This is a genomic window from Pseudomonas laurentiana, assembly GCF_014648275.1.
Taxonomy (GTDB): domain Bacteria; phylum Pseudomonadota; class Gammaproteobacteria; order Pseudomonadales; family Pseudomonadaceae; genus Aquipseudomonas; species Aquipseudomonas laurentiana.
This window is the reverse complement of the sequence record NZ_BMQU01000013.1, coordinates 12,447-30,301: the sequence shown is the minus strand read 5'-3', so window position 1 is coordinate 30,301 and position 17,855 is coordinate 12,447. Positions and strand designations below refer to the sequence as shown.

Genomic DNA, 17,855 nt, shown 5'->3' with positions numbered 1-17,855 from the left:
GCTATTCCCGAGCATTTAAGTCAACTATAAGACCTAGTGCTTTAGTCGGGATTGCGCCTGGACGGCCGCGGAATAATAGCAAAGTCGGGGCGTGAGCACACGCCCCTTCTGTCAATGCGTCGCGGCGTCGCTACGCGGCTCGGCCTTGACCTCGGCAAAGTCCTCGTCACGCAGGGCTGGCAGCTCCTTGGCGCAGTAGTCACTGCCCAGGTTCTTCAGCGCACCACACATGTCCTCCAGGCGCCCGTCCACCGCATGCAGATGGTCGAGCAACTGACCGATGGCGCGCGCAACCGGGTCCGGCATGTCTTCACTGACGCCATAGGCATCGAACATGGCCTTGCGCTTGGCTTCCTGCTCGGCATCGGTCTTGACGATGATCCGCCCCGGAATACCCACCGCCGTCGCACCGGCCGGCACGGCCTTGGTCACCACGGCATTGGAGCCGATCTTGGCACCGGCGCCCACCGTGAACGGGCCCAGCACCTTGGCACCGGCACCGACGACCACGCCATCCTCCAGGGTGGGGTGACGCTTACCCTTGTTCCAGCTGGTACCACCAAGGGTCACGCCCTGATACAGGGTGACGTCATTGCCGATCTCGGCCGTCTCGCCGATCACGATACCCATACCGTGGTCGATGAAGAAACGCCGCCCAACCTTGGCACCCGGGTGAATTTCGATACCGGTCAGCCAACGGCCGAAGTTCGACACCAGCCGCGCCAGCCACTTCCACTCCCGCACCCACAAGGCATGCGCCGCGCGATGCAGCCAGATCGCGTGCATACCCGGGTAGCAGGTCAGCACCTCGAAGGCATTGCGCGCAGCCGGGTCGCGATGGAAAACGCTTTGGATATCTTCACGCAGACGCTCGAACATCTATTGATCCTTCCGCTTATGCGGCTCGCCACGGGCCACTTTCTGGGTTTCCGTGAGAATGCCGCGCAAAATACTCATTTCCGAACGATTCACCGAACTACGCCCATACAGTCGACGCAAGCGCGACATCAGGTGCTTGGGTTTCTCCGGATCGAGAAATCCGATCTCGACCAGGGTTTTCTCCAAGTGCTCGTAGAACAGCTCCATCTCATCCATGGTCGCCAGCTCGCCACTGCGCACCGACGCCACTTCGACTTTCTCGACCTTCGACGGCTGCCCCTCGATGGCCAGCCACGCCATGCGCACCTCATAGGCGAGCACCTGCACGGCAGCCCCAAGGTTCAGCGAGCTGAAGTCGGGGTTGGACGGGATATGCACGTGATAATGACATCGCTGCAGCTCGTCATTGGTCAGGCCGGAGTGCTCACGCCCGAACACCAGGGCGATCTCAGCGCCCTGCCCGGCATCCTCGACCACCTTGGCACCGCACTCGCGTGGGTCGAGCATTGGCCAGGGAATGCGCCGATCACGGGCACTGGTACCCACCACCAACGTACAACCGACCAACGCCTCTTCAAGCGTGGCCACCACCTTGGCACCCGCCAGCACATCATCGGCACCCGACGCACGGGCACTGGCTTCGTGAGAGGGGAAATGTTGCGGATCAACCAGTACCAGACGCGACAAGCCCATGTTTTTCATGGCACGCGCAGCCCCACCGATATTGCCGGGGTGACTGGTATTGACCAGGACAACACGAATATTTTGCAGCACGGCAAGGGCTCACAGACATGGTAAAGGGGGAGCAAATCTTACAGAACCGACCGACGTTACGCTACGAAAGCAAATGTCGCCCTTCTTAGCGGAAAGTTTTCTGATAGAATGTGCGGCTTTCTTTAACGACCCAGGTGAAACGTCCATGCAGCCCATGCTGAATATCGCGCTGCGCGCCGCCCGCAGCGCCAGTGAATTGATTTTCCGCTCCATCGAGCGCCTGGATACCATCAAGGTTGATGAAAAGGACGCCAAGGACTACGTGTCCGAGGTCGACCGCGCCGCTGAGCAAACCATCATTGCGGCCCTGCGCAAGGCTTACCCTACCCACGCCATCTACGGCGAAGAGACCGGCCTGCACGCCGGCAGCGGCGAAGGTGAAGACTACCTGTGGATCATCGACCCACTGGACGGCACCACCAACTTCCTGCGCGGCGTACCGCACTTCGCTGTCAGCATCGCCTGCAAGTACCGTGGTCGCCTGGAGCACGCCGTTGTCCTGGACCCTGTCCGCCAGGAAGAATTCACCGCCAGCCGTGGCCGTGGCGCCCAACTGAACGGTCGTCGCCTGCGCGTCAGCTCCCGCACCAGCCTGGAAGGCGCACTGCTGGGTACCGGCTTCCCGTTCCGTGACAACCAGATGGACAACCTGGACAACTACCTGGGCATGTTCCGCTCCCTGGTTGGCCAGACCGCAGGCATCCGCCGTGCTGGCGCCGCCAGCCTCGACCTGGCCTACGTGGCCGCCGGTCGTTTCGATGCGTTCTGGGAGTCGGGCCTGTCCGAGTGGGACATGGCTGCAGGCACCCTGCTGATTCAAGAAGCTGGCGGCCTGGTGAGCGACTTCACCGGTGGTCACGACTTCCTGGAAAAAGGCCACATCGTTGCTGGCAACATCAAGTGCTTCAAGGCAGTACTGACGGCGATCCAGCCGCACCTGCCGGCCTCGCTGAAACGCTAAGTTTCGACCAGGCTGCAAGGCTAAAGACAAAGCCCCTGACCGAAAGGCCAGGGGCTTTTGTTTAAGCGCTACATCACTGGCAAGCCAGTTCCCACATCACAGACTCACTGCCCTGCCGGCGCCTGCCCCAGGATCAGTTGACCATTCTTGTCCAGCGGGATCTGAGAACCTGGGTCTCGGTCCATGCGCACCTTGCCAACCTTGTCGCCAATCGAATACTTCACATCGTAGCCAACGACCTTTTCACTCAAGTCATGGACCGTATTGCAGCGCGTCTCGGTGGTGGTGTAGGTGTCCTTGTTCTGCATGTTTTCCTGCACCTTGTTACCCGCATAGCCACCCCCTACCGCGCCAGCCACGGTGGCAATTTTCTTGCCGGTACCACCGCCTATCTGATTGCCCAACAGACCACCTGCCACCGCACCCAGCACGGTACCGGCAATCTGATGCTGGTCCTTGACCGGCGCCTGACGGGTTATCGCGACATCCTTACAGACTTCCCGTGGCGTCTTGATGGTTTGTTTGATCGGCTGAACACCCAGCACCTGTGCATATTCAGGACCGTGATTCACCAGTTTGTAGGTCGCCACAGCGCCCCCGGCCGTTACACCGACGGCACCCAGTACCGCACCCACTAGCATCGACTTGTTCACGTGAAACCTCCAGACCGTACAGACGGGTGATTGCCCGTGCTTCTCCAAGCCTTGGAGCATAAAAAAAGGCGCGAGTTCAACACTCGCGCCTTTGAGGTACTGCTGACCGGGTAAACGGCGTACTTACGGACGCTCGTCCACTTCCTCGGTTTTCACCGGTGGAATCAGGTCTTCGCTGCTCAGGTTCAGCCAGATCAACACCACGTTGGCGATGTAGATCGAGGAGTAGGTACCCGCCAGAACACCGATGAACAGTGCAATGGAGAAGCCGAACAGGTTGTCGCCACCGAAGAACAGCAGCGCAGCAATCGCCAGCAGGGTCGAAACCGAGGTGGCCACGGTACGCAGCAGGGTCTGGGTGGTGGAGATGTTGATGTTCTCGATCAGCGAGGCCTTGCGCAGTACGCGGAAGTTCTCACGCACCCGGTCAAAAACCACGATGGTGTCGTTGAGCGAGTAACCAATGATCGCCAGGACCGCCGCCAGCACCGTCAGGTCGAAGGTGATCTGGAAGAACGACAGGATACCCATGGTCACGACCACGTCGTGGATCAACGACACGATGGCCCCGACCGCGAATTTCCACTGGAAGCGGAAGGCCAGGTAGATCAGGATGCCGCCCAGCGCCAGCAGCATGCCGAGGCCGCCCTGGTCACGCAGCTCTTCACCCACCTGCGGGCCGACGAACTCGACGCGCTTGACCACGGCCGGGTTGTCGCCACTGACCTTGCGCAGCGCTTCGGCAACACGGTTACCCAGTTGCGGATCATCGCCCGGCATCCGCACCAGCAGATCAGTGGTAGCGCCAAAACTCTGCACCACGGCGTCGCCAAAGCCAGCCTGAACCAGCTCCTCGCGCACCTTGCCCAGGTCGGCCGGCTTCTCGTAGGTCAGCTCGATGAGCGTACCGCCGGTGAAGTCCAGACCGAAGTTCAAGCCCTTGTGGAACCAGCTGAACAAGGCCAGTGCGGTAAGGAGCATGGTGACGGCGAACGCAACGTTGCGCACGCCCATGAAGTTAATGGTACGTAACATGGCAGCCCCTTAAACCCACAACTTCTTGAAGTCACGCCCACCGAAGATCAGGTTGACCATCGCGCGGGTCACCATGATGGCCGTGAACATCGAGGTAAAAATCCCGAGGGACATGGTCACCGCAAAGCCTTTGACCGGCCCGGTACCCATGGCGAACAGGATGCCGCCGACCAACAGGGTGGTCAGGTTGGCGTCGAGAATCGCAGTGTAGGCACGGTCGAAACCTTCATGGATGGCGCGCTGCACCGACATGCCATTGGCGAGTTCTTCACGAATCCGCGAGAAGATCAGCACGTTGGCGTCTACCGCCATACCCATGGTCAGTACGATACCGGCGATACCCGGCAGGGTCAGGGTAGCACCCAGCATGGACATCAGGGCCAGCAGCAGCACCATGTTGCCTGCCAGTGCCACGGTAGCGATCACACCGAAGAAGCGGTAGATGGCAATGATGAACAGCGAGACAAACAGCATGCCCCACAGCGACGCATCGATACCCTTGGTGATGTTGTCCGCACCCAGGCTTGGGCCAATGGTACGTTCTTCAGCAAAGTACATCGGCGCAGCCAGACCACCGGCACGCAGCAACAGGGCCAGTTCCGACGATTCGCCCTGGCCGTTCAGGCCCGTGATACGGAACTGACTGCCCAGCGGCGACTGAATGGTCGCCAGGCTGATGATGCGCTTCTCTTCCTTGAAGCTCTGGATGGCAACGTCTTTCTCGACACCATCGACCATCTGCTTCTCATAGCGGGTCATCGGCTTCTGCTCGATGAAGATCACCGCCATGCTGCGACCGACGTTGCTGCGGGTAGCACGACTCATCAGCTCACCGCCATGACCATCCAGACGGATGTTCACCTGCGGACGACCATGCTCGTCGAAGCTCGCCTGAGCATCGGTTACCTGGTCACCCGTGATGATCAGGCCACGCTCAACCGCAGCCGGCGGACGGCCACCTTCACGGAACTCGAAGGATTCGGTCGTGGCTTTCGAAGCACCCGGCTCTGCACCCAGGCGGAACTCGAGGTTGGCAGTCTTGCCGAGAATACGCTTGGCTTCGGCAGTGTCCTGCACGCCCGGCAGCTCCACCACGATGCGGTTGGCACCCTGGCGCTGAACCAGTGGCTCGGCAACACCCAGCTCGTTGACGCGGTTACGTACCGTGGTCAAGTTCTGCTTGATGGAGTACTCACGAATCTCGATCAGCTTGGCCGGCGAAATCGACAGGCCCAACACGGCCATGTCGTTACGCTCGCTTGGCGTAAGCTCGAAATCGTTGAAATTCTTGCGGATCAGGGCACGTGCCTGCTCGCGGGTTGCATCGTCAGCGAAGCCCAACTGAATGGTGCCGTCTTGTTGCGGCAGGCTGCGGTAGCGCACACGCTCTTTACGCAGCAGGGTTTTGACTTCACCTTCATACACTTTCAGGCGTGCGGTAATGGCTTTGTCCATGTCCACTTCCAGCAGGAAGTGCACACCACCGGACAAGTCCAGACCCAGCTTCATTGGGCTTGCACCCAACTTGCGCAGCCATTGCGGAGTGGTTTGAGCCAGGTTCAGCGCCACGACGTAATCGTCACCCAGCGCCTTGCGCACTACGTCCTTGGCAGGCAATTGGTCTTCCTGCTTGGTCAAACGCAGCAGGCCACCCTTGCCCTTCTCACCCAGGCTCGCGCCCTTGACCTGAATACCGGCATCGCTCAACGCTTTGCTGGCACGATCCAGATCGGCCTGGCCAACCTGCAGTGCAGTACTTGCACCGCTGATTTGAACAGCCGGATCGTCAGGGTAGAGGTTGGGAGCGGAATAAATGAAACCGACCGCCAGCACCAGCACGATCAGCGCGTATTTCCATAAAGGGTATTTGTTCAGCATCACGCCGCCCGTTCAAGAGACGGGGCGCCTTGCGCGCCCCGTCGATTGGTAAAAGACTTAAACTTAGATCGCCTTGAGCGTGCCTTTTGGCAGGGTCGCAGCAACGGCGCCCTTCTGGAACTTCAGCTCAACCGAGTCGGACACTTCGAGCACTACGAAGTCATCGGCAACTTTGACGATCTTGCCGGCAATACCGCCGTTGGTAACAACTTCGTCACCCTTCTGCAGATTGCTCAGCAGGTTCTTCTGCTCTTTGGCACGCTTGGCCTGTGGGCGCCAGATCATCAGGTAGAAGATGACCAGGAAACCTACCAGGAAAATCCACTCAAAACCGGTACCGGCAGGGCCGGCAGCAGGGGCAGCGGCGTCCGCGTATGCGGCAGGAATCAGAAAGCTCATTTAGCACTCCAGTTGCGAAATAGTACTTGTAAGGGTCGGCAAAACATCAATCCAAAGGCGGCACAGGCAGCCCGCGCTTGGCGTAGAAGGCATCAACGAAAGCGGCCAATGTACCTTGTTGAATAGCCTCGCGCAAACCAGCCATCAAGCGCTGGTAATGCCGCAAGTTATGGATGGTATTCAACATGCTACCCAGCATTTCGCCGCATTTATCCAGATGATGCAAATAAGCGCGGGAGAAGTTCTGGCAGGTGTAGCAATCACAGGTTGGGTCCAGCGGCGAATCATCATGGCGATGGAACGCATTGCGGATTTTAAGCACGCCTGTATCGACAAACAGATGACCGTTGCGCGCGTTGCGCGTAGGCATCACGCAGTCGAACATGTCGACGCCGCGGCGCACACCCTCAACGAGATCCTCCGGCTTGCCTACCCCCATAAGGTAACGAGGTTTGTCAGCAGGCATCTGCCCTGGCAGGTAATCCAGCACCTTGATCATTTCATGCTTCGGCTCGCCTACCGACAAGCCGCCAATGGCCAGGCCGTCGAAGCCGATCTTGTCCAGGCCTTCCAGCGAACGCATGCGCAGGTTCTGGTGCATGCCACCCTGAACGATGCCGAACAACGCCGCCGTGCTGTCGCCATGGGCGTTCTTGGAGCGCTGCGCCCAACGCAGCGACAACTCCATCGATACCCGTGCCACGTCTTCATCGGCCGGGTACGGGGTGCATTCGTCGAAGATCATCACGATGTCCGAGCCCAGGTCGCGCTGAACCTGCATCGACTCTTCCGGGCCCATGAACACCTTGGAGCCGTCTACCGGCGAGGCGAACGTCACGCCCTCTTCCTTGATCTTGCGCATGGCGCCCAGGCTGAACACCTGGAAACCACCGGAGTCGGTGAGGATCGGACCTTTCCACTGCATGAAGTCGTGCAGGTCGCCATGGGCCTTGATGACCTCGGTACCCGGGCGCAGCCACAGGTGGAAGGTATTGCCAAGGATGATCTGCGCACCGATCGCCTCGATATCCCGCGGCAGCATGCCCTTGACCGTGCCATAGGTGCCCACCGGCATGAACGCCGGGGTTTCCACCACGCCACGGGGGAAGGTCAACCGACCACGACGGGCCTTGCCGTCGGTGGCCAGCAACTCAAAGGACATACGACAGGTGCGACTCATGCTTGATCCTCGGGCCCACGTGGCGCCGGATTGCGGGTGATGAACATGGCATCACCGTAACTGAAGAAGCGGTACCCGTTTTCCACCGCAGCCTTATAGGCGGCCATGGTTTCCGGGTAACCGGCGAAGGCCGAAACCAGCATCAGCAGCGTGGACTCGGGCAAATGGAAGTTGGTGACCAGGGCATCGACCACATGAAACGGCCGGCCCGGGAAGATAAAGATGTCGGTGTCACCGCTGAACGGCTTGAGCACGCCATCGCGTGCGGCGCTCTCCAGCGAACGCACACTGGTAGTGCCCACCGCCACCACTCGACCGCCGCGCGCACGGCAGGCGGCAACGGCGTCGACCACGTCCTGGCCGACCTCCAGCCACTCTTTATGCATGTGGTGGTCTTCGATGCGTTCTACCCGCACCGGCTGGAAGGTGCCCGCCCCTACGTGCAGGGTAACGAACGCCGTGTCGACGCCCTTGGCGGCGATCTTCGCCAGCAGGTCTTCATCGAAATGCAGGCCAGCGGTTGGCGCGGCCACCGCACCGGCACGCTCGGCGTACACGGTTTGATAACGCTCGCGGTCGGCGCCTTCATCCGGGCGGTCGATGTAGGGTGGCAGCGGCATATGCCCGACGCGGTCGAGCAGCGGCAACACCTCTTCGGCGAAACGCAGCTCGAACAACGCATCGTGGCGCGCGACCATTTCGGCCTCGCCGCCGCCGTCGATCAAAATCTGCGAACCGGGCTTGGGCGACTTGCTGGAGCGCACATGGGCCAGCACGCGGTGGCTGTCGAGCACGCGCTCGACCAGAATCTCCAGCTTGCCGCCAGAGGCCTTCTGGCCAAACAGCCGCGCCGGGATCACCCGGGTATTGTTGAACACCATCAGATCGCCCGGGCGCAGGTGCTCGAGCAAATCGGTAAATTGCCGGTGCGCCAATGCCCCCGTTGGCCCATCGAGGGTCAACAGCCGGCTACTGCGGCGCTCGGCCAAAGGATGGCGGGCGATCAGGGAATCTGGGAGCTCAAAGGAAAAATCGGCGACGCGCATGATGGTGTTCGGTTTGACAGGGCCGGAAAGTTTAGCGGAATCGACAAAAATTCACCATGAAAGCTGATTGACCAACGGTAGGCACCTCTTTATACTCCGCGTCCACAAGCCCTGATGGCGGAATTGGTAGACGCGGCGGATTCAAAATCCGTTTTCGAAAGGAGTGGGAGTTCGAGTCTCCCTCGGGGCACCAACATTCTCCTTGTAAATCAAGGACTTAGAGAAGGGGTAGAAAGAAATTTCTACCCCTTTTTCTATCCAAAAAATCTACCCTTCTCATACCCTTTTCTTGGGAAAAACTGCCTCCCGGCAGTAGTCTTCTTGCTTTGCATTCACGCGAGAGACTGTGCGTTTAAGCCATCCTTTCTGATCCAGACCGCTTGAAGTGCTGCGGCTCTGCAGCAGTGCGTAAAAGGGTCAACCATGGGTTGCATAGATGTGTGGCTCAGGCGAGGATTAGCCTAGGCAAAACGCCACCACGCAAGGAAAGCCACATGCAAGCAAAATCCCTCAAAGCCTTGATTGCTGACCACGGCGTCTCATTCGACGCGAGCACCATCATGAATGCTCTGCTGAAAGCTGGTTACGCGGAAAGCTTTGAGTATGCGAGCACCACCGGCAACGGTGTGATGAAGTCATTCAGGAAATTGACCGATCAAGGTGAAGCCTTCGGCGTCAACAAGGCGTCAATGGGCCACCCCTTTAAGACTGAGGCGAAATTTTTCGGAGAGACTTTCCCTCAAATGCTTGACGTGGTCGTTGAACAATTGCGGAAAGAAGTCGGAGGGCTGTTAGCCAAATGAGGTTAGCACTCGTCTTGGCTGCCGTTCTCCCACTAGGGGTAGCGGCTGCTGCTCCTTCTAACGTCCAAGAGTTCGTAGCAAACGACCCTTGGCACCAATTTAGTGATGGCGTTAACGGCCAGAAGGTATTCACGAAAGGTGTTCTAAGACACGATAAAGGTCGCTATGAGCTTTGGTTTAAAGTCGAATACCCACAACCCAAAAGCTGTGGCGGAAACCTATTTATGAAAAGCCCTATGGACAGGGTCATCTGCGACAACGAAAAAGATGGTGAAATTGAAATTTCGATGAACCTTTACGAGATCAATTGTAATAATGGAACATCTAGGGTTACTGAAAGCATTGATTATGATTTTTCAGGAAAAACGTTAAATCACACGTCCAACAAACGTGCAGAGTGGACAAGGACCATACCCGATACTATCGGTGAAGGACTGAACACCTTTTTTTGTAAGCAGGACTAGGGCCGCTAACACATATGGCCATGCTATATAACAGGTGAAAAATCCTTCATAGACTCGTCAGGGAAAATCACATAGCATATTTGTTATAGATACCTAATGGAGCAAATATCTTTTTATCTTTCCAATCAAAAAAGTTATTCCCTCCTGCATATAGACCATCGTCAAATTCTTCAAACGCGACTTTGAAAAGATTATCGCTTTTGTCCCCTAGTGTCATCATGGCTACGATGCATTGTTTTATACCTTCTTCCGCGACTTCCTCGCCGTATAATACGCTGAAAATCAATTCAAGAGCGTTGGGGTCATATTTCTGATTTTTAGACTGAAGAAAAGCGTCATAAAATCCAGAAATATATCCAGCAAGCCATTGGTTAATTTCGTAATCCCCATTATCTCCTTTGTAAAGAAGCGGCGGCGTTTTCACACCAGACTTCTCAATTAAAAAAAATTGGTCCTTAATTAAAGAGTATACAAAAGAAACTCCATCAGTCATTTCAGGTGTTATGGGGTATCTTTTGGGTTCTTTTTCTTGGGTTTTCTTTTTTTTGAAAAAATCAAATAAAGCCATTGATTAATCATCCAGAGTTAAGGTCATCGCGTCATAATTTTGTTAAATAGTATCAGATATGGCTATGCTCTGTGAATGGTTCACACACCCGTCAAGGTCGTTTTTAGCGGCTGAACTTGTTCAAGCGTGATAAATGACCAGATGAACGCGACGTTTCTTCATACAGATTTTCAGAGGGTCATTTTCAATTTTGAGAAATTTAAAGAATAAGGTTGAACTCTATTTGATGATTAAGGTTGCACCATAAATATATTTTCAATTTTCTATTGACAACGAATTTCATTGTTTTTAAGCCAAAAAACGGCTACCCAAGAAAATGAAAACTCAAAAAACTGACATGAAAACGTGCAAAAAAATCAACGCTCTTTTTTAGGGCACTAACAAAAACACGTTAAAAACGGCGTGTTTTAATTCTAGGTATTACCATACGAATAAGATGGTAAATCGTCTAAAAACAGCCGTTTCATAAGTTTTGATATTTAAAAGTTTTGCTGCTCCAAATGTATTTGGAATTAAATTTTGAGCTTTACGCTTTTGATTTTCATATGCGAACTTTGTTCGCAATACCCAGAAGCTTTTCGCCTGCTAGGGCGGCTTTATGCTTTTTACGCTCTTCTTGGATAACTCTTAAATAAGTGTCGCAAGTTGATTTTATAGGTTTTTTTGACCGTTTTTGATTTTTAAAAAAATCAGCTTTTTTACAGGTTAGAAAGTAAAAATATTTATTTATTTGACAACCATGCACGGCATGGTATTTGTATTAGTAACGAACAATAATAACTTTCATGATATTTATTCCACAACGCATAATCCTTAAAAATCTTACTCCTGAATTTTTCTTTGCAGAATGTGAAAGGCAGTATTTTTTTGAGCGAGCCATCGAAAAAAAGATGATTGCAAAGGAATGTCTTGAAAATAAGTTAAATAACTCATCAAAAAGAAAGCGTGAAAACATAGCCAAAGAAATAAGAAACCTCAAAAATAAATTCACTTGGGTTGCCACTTGCAGTGAATATAGATGCTGGAAGATACGACATAAATACATTCTAGCTGGCGATTTGGACGAAATCGTCAAAAATATCACGTTTGTTTTCGAGAGAACTCAAGAGCAACTAATAATAAAGCAGAGAAACCTCGACAACGATGACTCCGGCGAGAGTATTTTTTCACGCATAAAGAATGATTGGGATATCGGTTATGGTATCAAAATAAAGGACATTAAAGGGTCAACTATAAAAGACAAGCTCATCAACATTGCTGATGAGAAAAGACTTAAATCACAAATAAAAAGAATACAAAAACAAAGAAGCGAACTTTTAAAGCTGCACTCAGGTTTGATTGGTTCCGGTCGAGCATTTGAGATTTGTAGTGATGAAGTTGTTCGCAATAGAGAAGCTGACGAAGCCAGCCAGCTTGATTACATAATGAAGAAATCTCTTGTTAATGAAAACAACAAGAAAATCCCACTATGGAAAGTAGCAAGCACTGAAAAGCAAAGATTTGCTGAGATATTTATCCAAGTCTCATCGTTGGACGCCTATGCCAAACAACTTGACTATAAGCCTCTTTTCATAACTTTTACCGCTCCGGCAAGATTTCATCCAAAGCCGTCGAAAGGCGTTAGTTCTTGGGACGGTTCAACCCCAAAGGATAGCAATGATTACTTGAAAGGCTTATGGAATGCTTTTAGAAAAGACATCCATAGACATAAGATTGAGATGAATGGTTTCTGGGCAGTCGAACCTCACAAAGACCAGTGCTTTCATAAGCACGCTTTAATGTATGTTAATAAGAAACATTATGACGAATTAGTAATCTTGATTAACAAGCATTTTAGACACTCGGAAAACGCCGTAAGAATTGAAGAAATTGACGCAAAGAAAAGCAAGGCAACATCATACGTGATGAAGTATCTAACTAAGTCATTCAATTTGGAATTCGAGTTAAAAGGCGGCGTCCTAAATGTAGATAAGTTGGAAATCTCAAATCACAAAAAAGTTAGAGCAGTTCAAGCACTGTGGTCTGTGCGTAGATATGCAATGTTCGGCGTTAAGAATACGCTTTCATTGTGGAGAGAGCTGAAAAGAAAATCATTCTTGAAAGGCAAGAATGACGTTATTGATAAGGCGTTCGCATTTGTGGACAAGAACGATTTCATTGGGTTCTCTATATTTGTAAATGGAAACCTAAAAATAATGAGGCTATACAGCAAAATACAAGTATTTAAGAATGACCTGCTCGGTGATGTTTTCGGAAAAAGACTAATAGGTAAATACATAATTGATTTGAGCACAAAAGAAATGATTGATATAAAAGCAAATTACAAAATTGTTGATACTGCATTGCTTGATGCTGCCGAGTTGCAATAAATAAATACTTATCTATTGATTATTTATAATCGCATGTTATATTGTTATCAAGAACAGGAGATTATGAGCATGCAACTAATAAGGGTAACTAGCAAAAGAAAAGAAATCTTAAAATATACAAAAAAACTAGGTCTTTATGGTTTATATAAAGATGTTAAGAATGCACATGACAAAAGTGTTTGTCATTTGATTTTTGACCCATTAGATTACACATTCAAGGTGCTGGTAGACCAAAGTAGAGTTCCTTACGAATATCAAGACGAATGTATAAGGGACTTATAACAAAGCCAGCTAATGCTGGTTTTTTTGTGCCTGAATTTTGTCAAGAAAAATATGTATTTATTTGACTTTGCTTTTATTTGTGCTCTAATAAATATATATAAATAAGAAAGGGACACTAATGAAAAAACCAAAAGCAAAAGCAAATCTTAAAGTTTGCACCATCACACTCGATGCTGAAACACATAATCAATTTAGAGAAATTGCCAATACTCACAAATTTCCGTTGTCACGCTTTATAAATGATTGTATGAAAGAATACTTAAATGTAAGCAAAGTTAACGGGTTCAACAAAGATGTAACGCTACAAGTTGGAATTAGAAACTTTCAAATCCAAGACAAATAAAAAGCCCTGATAGGGCTATTTTGTTAACTGTGGTTTTAAGTCAAACGTAACCGCTCTTTTGTTTGCCATCTGTGCTTTAAAAGCTTGTTCAAGCTGTTTTGCTGCCGCTGGGTCTCTTTCTTTAATTTCATCAAATAGATTATAGAGCTTCTCTCTGAATTCATATTGACGTTTAACATCTCCAGTTTTTATTCCATTACGATTTTCTGGGATGTTGTCCATCTCTCTATGTCCGGCAATATCTCTCTTGCTATTACCCGGAAATGAACTTTTCTTTAGTCTCGGTTGTAACCATTCAAATTCTTCAACAAGTTCATCATTCGAATATGTTGAATAGTCTCCATCAATCTTGTGATTTTCAGGCTCTGCAAGCGGTTCTGGTGCCATCGGTATGTAAAACTCATCTATGGCAGGCTCTACTGGTTTAGGTGGTTCTACGGCTTCTGTGGGAGCTTGTGCGACAGGGGTAGCTATGGCTGGCCGGAACATATCGTGCAAGTCATCAATTAAGCCATCATTGGTTGGCGTAACCTTTTCTTGTTCAACCTTCTTTGTAGGCTCTGGTGGCTTCTCAGGAGCTTTTTGAAGAGGTATAGGCATGACAGGCTCAACTGGTTTAGGTGCTTCTACGGCCACCGTAGGGGCTTCTGGTGCTGGTTGCGGTTTAGGATCGGCCTTCTTATTCATCGAAGCATATTGCTCCTGAATTTTCTTCAATTCGTCTAAATCTGCTGGGGTAGGTTTGTAGCCTTCAAGCTTGAAGCCTTTGGCTTCCAATCCCATTAGCTGAAATTCGAGCCATACATTCTTCTTGAAGTAATCAGGGCCATTCACTGTAAATGATTGTGGTGGTTTGGCGTCGGCAACAAGTCTTTGAATGCCAGCCTTTGCTGACTGTCTTGATAAATCATGGAATGAAACTTTTGATGGGTCTTTGTAATACTCGAATGATTTCTTGCTACTGGCTGAATTATAGAAATATTCAACCTTGTCACTATGCTGAATAAACTTGAACTTAGTAGCAAGCACTGAGTTTGGTTTAATCTTTTTCATGTAGTCGGGTTCTGCTTCGGTTGAAGCGATTGAACAATTTTCGTATTCCTTTACGTTGTGCTTATTTTTTAAAGTCTGCTCAAAGCCAGTGTCATCACCTAGTTTCGCTTTAAGTGTTTTGTAAGATAGGCCAAGCTCGGATGCTTTGAATATCTGGTCTTCATGTTGAATGGAGAAAGATGATTTGCCATTGTGAATGACATTGAAACCATTCTCGGTTATCTGGTTGATGAAGTCGGATGGGCTGGAAGCATTGTTAAGGAAATCACTCAAAGCGTCTTTCATTTGTTTCTTGTTAGAAATAACGCCACGAACGTCAAGCATTCTTTCTTTTGTTGATGGATGCTTGTCTTTGTATTTCTTGTTGATAATGTCTTTCTTATCTTGCAGTGTTAGCTCTTTTATTTTGTCGAGTTCATCCATGTCTCTTGAAATTCGATTTTCGGGAACTATTAGATTGTATTTTTGTTCAAGCTTTTCACATTCTCTTTCAATAACACGGTAGTCATTGCTGACGTTGTAACACTTGCCATTAAAATCTTTTAAAGCCCACACAATATGAACATGAACCTCATCTGTATCAATGTGAACGCCTAACGAATACTTTCTATTTGAAAGTTTATGCGTGGCCTCATAAAGTTCTTTTGCAATATCACGGGCTTGCTCTGGTGTAATATTGTCATTCGTATGAAAGCTAACAACATCGTGCTGGGTTCTAACGGATTGCTTTCTACCTTTCTTGTTGTCAGTAATATCGCTTTCAATTGATTGTGATATTGCTTTCGCAATATCTTTCTTTGAAGCATTCAAAGGCGTGTAAATATTTGACTCGAATAAAACGCAGCCTTCTTCTTTATTGAAGTATTTGGCTGTTTTGTAAATCTTTGATTTAGATTTTTGAGTGCTTAGCTTTTCACGTATCATGACTTACCTACGTTTCTTAATGTCTCATTTTTTAATTTGCCCAACTTTTTAGTAAGTATAGTTATGTTTTGGTCGAGTGCAGTTAGCGTTTTTAGAATATCAAAAGGTGGTGTCTCATTCGCATTTAGACTTTTAGCTATTTGATTTAGGTTGTTTCCATATCCGCCCAGAAACCTTTCAATTTTATCAATGTCTTGTCTAAGCTCAGGATTGGTGATTTCAATAATTTCACTGATGCCATTATTAATGATGTGGGAAATATAGCCGGACTGGCTTTTGTGTATAATTCCCCTTTCGTGCTCAATCTTTTCGTAATCACTTTCGGATATTCTTACATTCATCTGTCTTGGTTTTTTATTATCACTCATACATTCCTCATGGTTGTTGATTTTAATTTTTCAAACGTAGTGCGAAAAATCGAGCGTAAATGTAAGCAACGAACGAAGTGAGGTGCTATACATTTACATTGCTCGCCTGTAATGTTTTCGAACTACTAATATCAAGTTAACATATATTAAAATGTTTTCAAGTTGTATAGCTTTCAATAAGCCAGATAACAAAGAATGAAAGTGTATAGCAATGTATAGCAACGTATAGCAATGTATAGCAGGCATTAAAAAGGCCACCTAATTAGGTAGCCTCATGAATGATGACAACAATAAAAAATTATACTGAGAATTTATATTGTAGGTGTTTAACAGCATCCATTTTAGATGCTGGGGTTGGGCCTTCCGAATATCTATCGAAAGTCATTCTTAGCAGTCCATCAGCTTTGTGGCCAACCAACGAAATGATGACAAGGTTCTTAACATCAGCACGCTCTAATGTAGTGATTACAGTTTTGCGAATGCTATGGAAAACACATTTTTTATCAAAACCTAAATCTGTCTTGAAGATTGAAAATTGATTACCTAAACCTTTCGATTTGGTTTCATACTTCCCACCTTTGCTTGTCTTCAACAAATACCCATCGTCCGATGAACTAACAAGCCGTTTGACCGTTTCCATGAGAACCGGATGAATTGGCACAAAACGAACGGATGCTTGTGTTTTACCTTCTGTAATATGAAAACAATCCACACCATCCTCTTTAACAACTGACGATGTTTTTAAACGGCATATTTCTTCAATGCGTGCTCCCGTATAGGCCGCTATCTTAATCAAATCGGCTAATTGACGCTTTCCTTTTTCAACTGCTTTACTATGCAAGGTTTCAACCTCTTCCGCCGTAAAAGCACGTCTTTCATCTTTTTTGAGTGTTCCACGTCTAACTTGGCTCAATTCATGACTTTTGAAAGGATTGATTGGATAACGTTCTTTGAATGGTGGTTCTTTTTTAATCAAGAAATTATAGAAGGCATTAAACGAAAACAAATATTGTTTCTTTGTCTTCGATTCCAGATTTTTTGAAATCAAGAATGAAGCAACTGCCTCATAATCCAGCAATAAGTCCTCAGCTTTCAAAAAGGCATCAAGTGCTTTAATTCTCTTTATATGTCTATCAACTGTATTCAAGTCTACTTTTCGTTGATTTAATTCATAGTTATAGAAACCATCAAGGCGACTTTTGAAAAATGGGGTTTTTGGTGAGTAGTCCGAACGACCTGCTGCAATATCAATTGCTTCATTAACAAGGTCGATGCTTAACTTCTTATCTTGTGTATATTGGATTACTTCAAAACCCATTTTTGTTTCATTGTTTGCGGGTTTCCCCTTAATTTTATCTTGGTTTATGGCCCTTTGATGCTTTTCAACTATTTGAAGAACATCATCACGGAAATTGCCGATTTCACCCCTACGGGCTTTTTCGATTTCGGTTTTCCACTGCTGCAACCATCGTAGTTTGAAAATATGGGCTTCCGAACGATTGCCAGTTTTGAGGCTTTTAGTCAAAACCTTACGCCCGGAAAAGGCTTCCCGTGCGTCTTCTGGAACGTCCAGACGGACGTAGTAGGTGCCGGATTTCAGGACTAAAAAATCGGTCATAGCAAAAGCCTTCGCTAGTCATTTCTACCCAAAATTCTACCCAAAATTTCTACCCAAAGCCACTGAAAGCCTTTAAACTCGCGGCATTGCTGGGTCTTATGATGTTTTTGAGGGAGTTCGAGTCTCCCTCGGGGCACCAAACAGCAGTAACTGAACGGTTCTACCAACCTTCAGATCCAGAGAAACCGGCCAATTGAGCCGGTTTTTTTGTGCCTGCGCTACACCAAAGCCTGCTTGCGAATTCAAGGAAGAAGCGCC

The 17,855-nt window shown here is 49.2% G+C and carries 17 protein-coding genes and 1 tRNA gene; 6 read left to right on the top strand and 12 right to left on the bottom strand.

Annotation, left to right across the window (positions count from 1 at the left end):
• Window positions 1–111: 111 nt before the first annotated feature.
• Entirely contained in the window at window positions 112–879 is a 768-nt protein-coding gene (gene cysE, locus IE038_RS14615) for a serine O-acetyltransferase (protein ID WP_065761350.1), read from the bottom strand.
• Window positions 880–1,653, bottom strand: a complete 774-nt coding sequence (trmJ, locus tag IE038_RS14610) for a tRNA (cytosine(32)/uridine(32)-2'-O)-methyltransferase TrmJ (protein ID WP_189395832.1) — start codon at window positions 1,651–1,653, stop codon at window positions 880–882.
• 145 nt (window positions 1,654–1,798) lie between these two features.
• On the opposite strand from trmJ, the gene suhB reads away from it, so the two are divergent.
• The gene (gene suhB / locus IE038_RS14605) at window positions 1,799–2,614 is read left to right on the top strand and encodes a type III secretion system regulator SuhB (protein WP_065761348.1); all 816 of its coding nucleotides are present in this window, start codon (window positions 1,799–1,801) and stop codon (window positions 2,612–2,614) included.
• A gap of 104 nt (window positions 2,615–2,718) precedes the next feature.
• Here suhB and IE038_RS14600 read toward each other — a convergent pair whose 3' ends face one another.
• From IE038_RS14600 to queA, 6 genes are all read right to left on the bottom strand, one after another.
• The gene (locus IE038_RS14600; RefSeq protein ID WP_163935064.1) at window positions 2,719–3,267 is read right to left on the bottom strand and encodes a glycine zipper 2TM domain-containing protein; all 549 of its coding nucleotides are present in this window, start codon (window positions 3,265–3,267) and stop codon (window positions 2,719–2,721) included.
• Window positions 3,268–3,390: 123 nt separating this feature from the next.
• On the bottom strand, window positions 3,391–4,302 hold the full coding sequence (gene secF / locus IE038_RS14595; RefSeq protein ID WP_163935061.1) for a protein translocase subunit SecF: 912 nt from the start codon (window positions 4,300–4,302) through the stop codon (window positions 3,391–3,393).
• A 9-nt stretch (window positions 4,303–4,311) separates the two neighbouring features.
• The gene (secD, locus tag IE038_RS14590) at window positions 4,312–6,180 is read right to left on the bottom strand and encodes a protein translocase subunit SecD (protein ID WP_163935058.1); all 1,869 of its coding nucleotides are present in this window, start codon (window positions 6,178–6,180) and stop codon (window positions 4,312–4,314) included.
• A gap of 63 nt (window positions 6,181–6,243) precedes the next feature.
• Window positions 6,244–6,579, bottom strand: a complete 336-nt coding sequence (yajC, locus tag IE038_RS14585) for a preprotein translocase subunit YajC (RefSeq protein ID WP_163935055.1) — start codon at window positions 6,577–6,579, stop codon at window positions 6,244–6,246.
• A gap of 46 nt (window positions 6,580–6,625) precedes the next feature.
• The gene (gene tgt, locus IE038_RS14580; RefSeq protein ID WP_163935084.1) at window positions 6,626–7,741 is read right to left on the bottom strand and encodes a tRNA guanosine(34) transglycosylase Tgt; all 1,116 of its coding nucleotides are present in this window, start codon (window positions 7,739–7,741) and stop codon (window positions 6,626–6,628) included.
• A 14-nt stretch (window positions 7,742–7,755) separates the two neighbouring features.
• The gene (gene queA / locus IE038_RS14575; protein WP_163935052.1) at window positions 7,756–8,805 is read right to left on the bottom strand and encodes a tRNA preQ1(34) S-adenosylmethionine ribosyltransferase-isomerase QueA; all 1,050 of its coding nucleotides are present in this window, start codon (window positions 8,803–8,805) and stop codon (window positions 7,756–7,758) included.
• A 108-nt stretch (window positions 8,806–8,913) separates the two neighbouring features.
• Between queA and IE038_RS14570 the strand changes: the two genes are divergently transcribed.
• The 3 genes from IE038_RS14570 to IE038_RS14560 all read left to right on the top strand — a co-directional run bounded on the left by IE038_RS14570 (window position 8,914) and on the right by IE038_RS14560 (window position 10,072).
• Window positions 8,914–8,998: transfer RNA gene (locus tag IE038_RS14570), tRNA-Leu, on the top strand.
• A 301-nt stretch (window positions 8,999–9,299) separates the two neighbouring features.
• Complete coding sequence (locus tag IE038_RS14565; protein WP_130207432.1) at window positions 9,300–9,608, top strand: hypothetical protein; 309 nt, start codon at window positions 9,300–9,302, stop codon at window positions 9,606–9,608.
• Window positions 9,609–9,622: 14 nt separating this feature from the next.
• Complete coding sequence (locus IE038_RS14560; protein WP_130207430.1) at window positions 9,623–10,072, top strand: surface-adhesin E family protein; 450 nt, start codon at window positions 9,623–9,625, stop codon at window positions 10,070–10,072.
• 67 nt (window positions 10,073–10,139) lie between these two features.
• On the opposite strand, the gene IE038_RS14555 is transcribed toward IE038_RS14560, so the two are convergent.
• Window positions 10,140–10,640 (bottom strand): hypothetical protein, encoded by a 501-nt coding sequence (locus IE038_RS14555; protein ID WP_130207428.1) that lies wholly within the window; start codon window positions 10,638–10,640, stop codon window positions 10,140–10,142.
• Between the two features lie 785 nt (window positions 10,641–11,425).
• On the opposite strand from IE038_RS14555, the gene IE038_RS14550 reads away from it, so the two are divergent.
• A complete protein-coding gene (locus tag IE038_RS14550) occupies window positions 11,426–13,009 on the top strand; it encodes a replication endonuclease (RefSeq protein WP_189395831.1) in 1,584 nt (527 codons plus the stop codon).
• Window positions 13,010–13,409: 400 nt separating this feature from the next.
• Window positions 13,410–13,634: a hypothetical protein gene (locus IE038_RS14545; protein WP_143129380.1), complete on the top strand. Its 225-nt coding sequence runs from the start codon at window positions 13,410–13,412 to the stop codon at window positions 13,632–13,634.
• A 15-nt stretch (window positions 13,635–13,649) separates the two neighbouring features.
• Here IE038_RS14545 and IE038_RS14540 read toward each other — a convergent pair whose 3' ends face one another.
• From IE038_RS14540 to IE038_RS14530, 3 genes are all read right to left on the bottom strand, one after another.
• Window positions 13,650–15,611, bottom strand: coding sequence for a relaxase/mobilization nuclease domain-containing protein (locus IE038_RS14540; protein ID WP_189395830.1), 1,962 nt, complete (start codon window positions 15,609–15,611; stop codon window positions 13,650–13,652).
• Window positions 15,608–15,979, bottom strand: a complete 372-nt coding sequence (locus IE038_RS14535; protein WP_170060333.1) for a plasmid mobilization protein — start codon at window positions 15,977–15,979, stop codon at window positions 15,608–15,610. The genes IE038_RS14540 and IE038_RS14535 overlap by 4 nt, the downstream gene beginning before the upstream one ends.
• A gap of 298 nt (window positions 15,980–16,277) precedes the next feature.
• The gene (locus IE038_RS14530; protein ID WP_028624202.1) at window positions 16,278–17,597 is read right to left on the bottom strand and encodes a DUF6538 domain-containing protein; all 1,320 of its coding nucleotides are present in this window, start codon (window positions 17,595–17,597) and stop codon (window positions 16,278–16,280) included.
• Window positions 17,598–17,855: the final 258 nt, after the last annotated feature.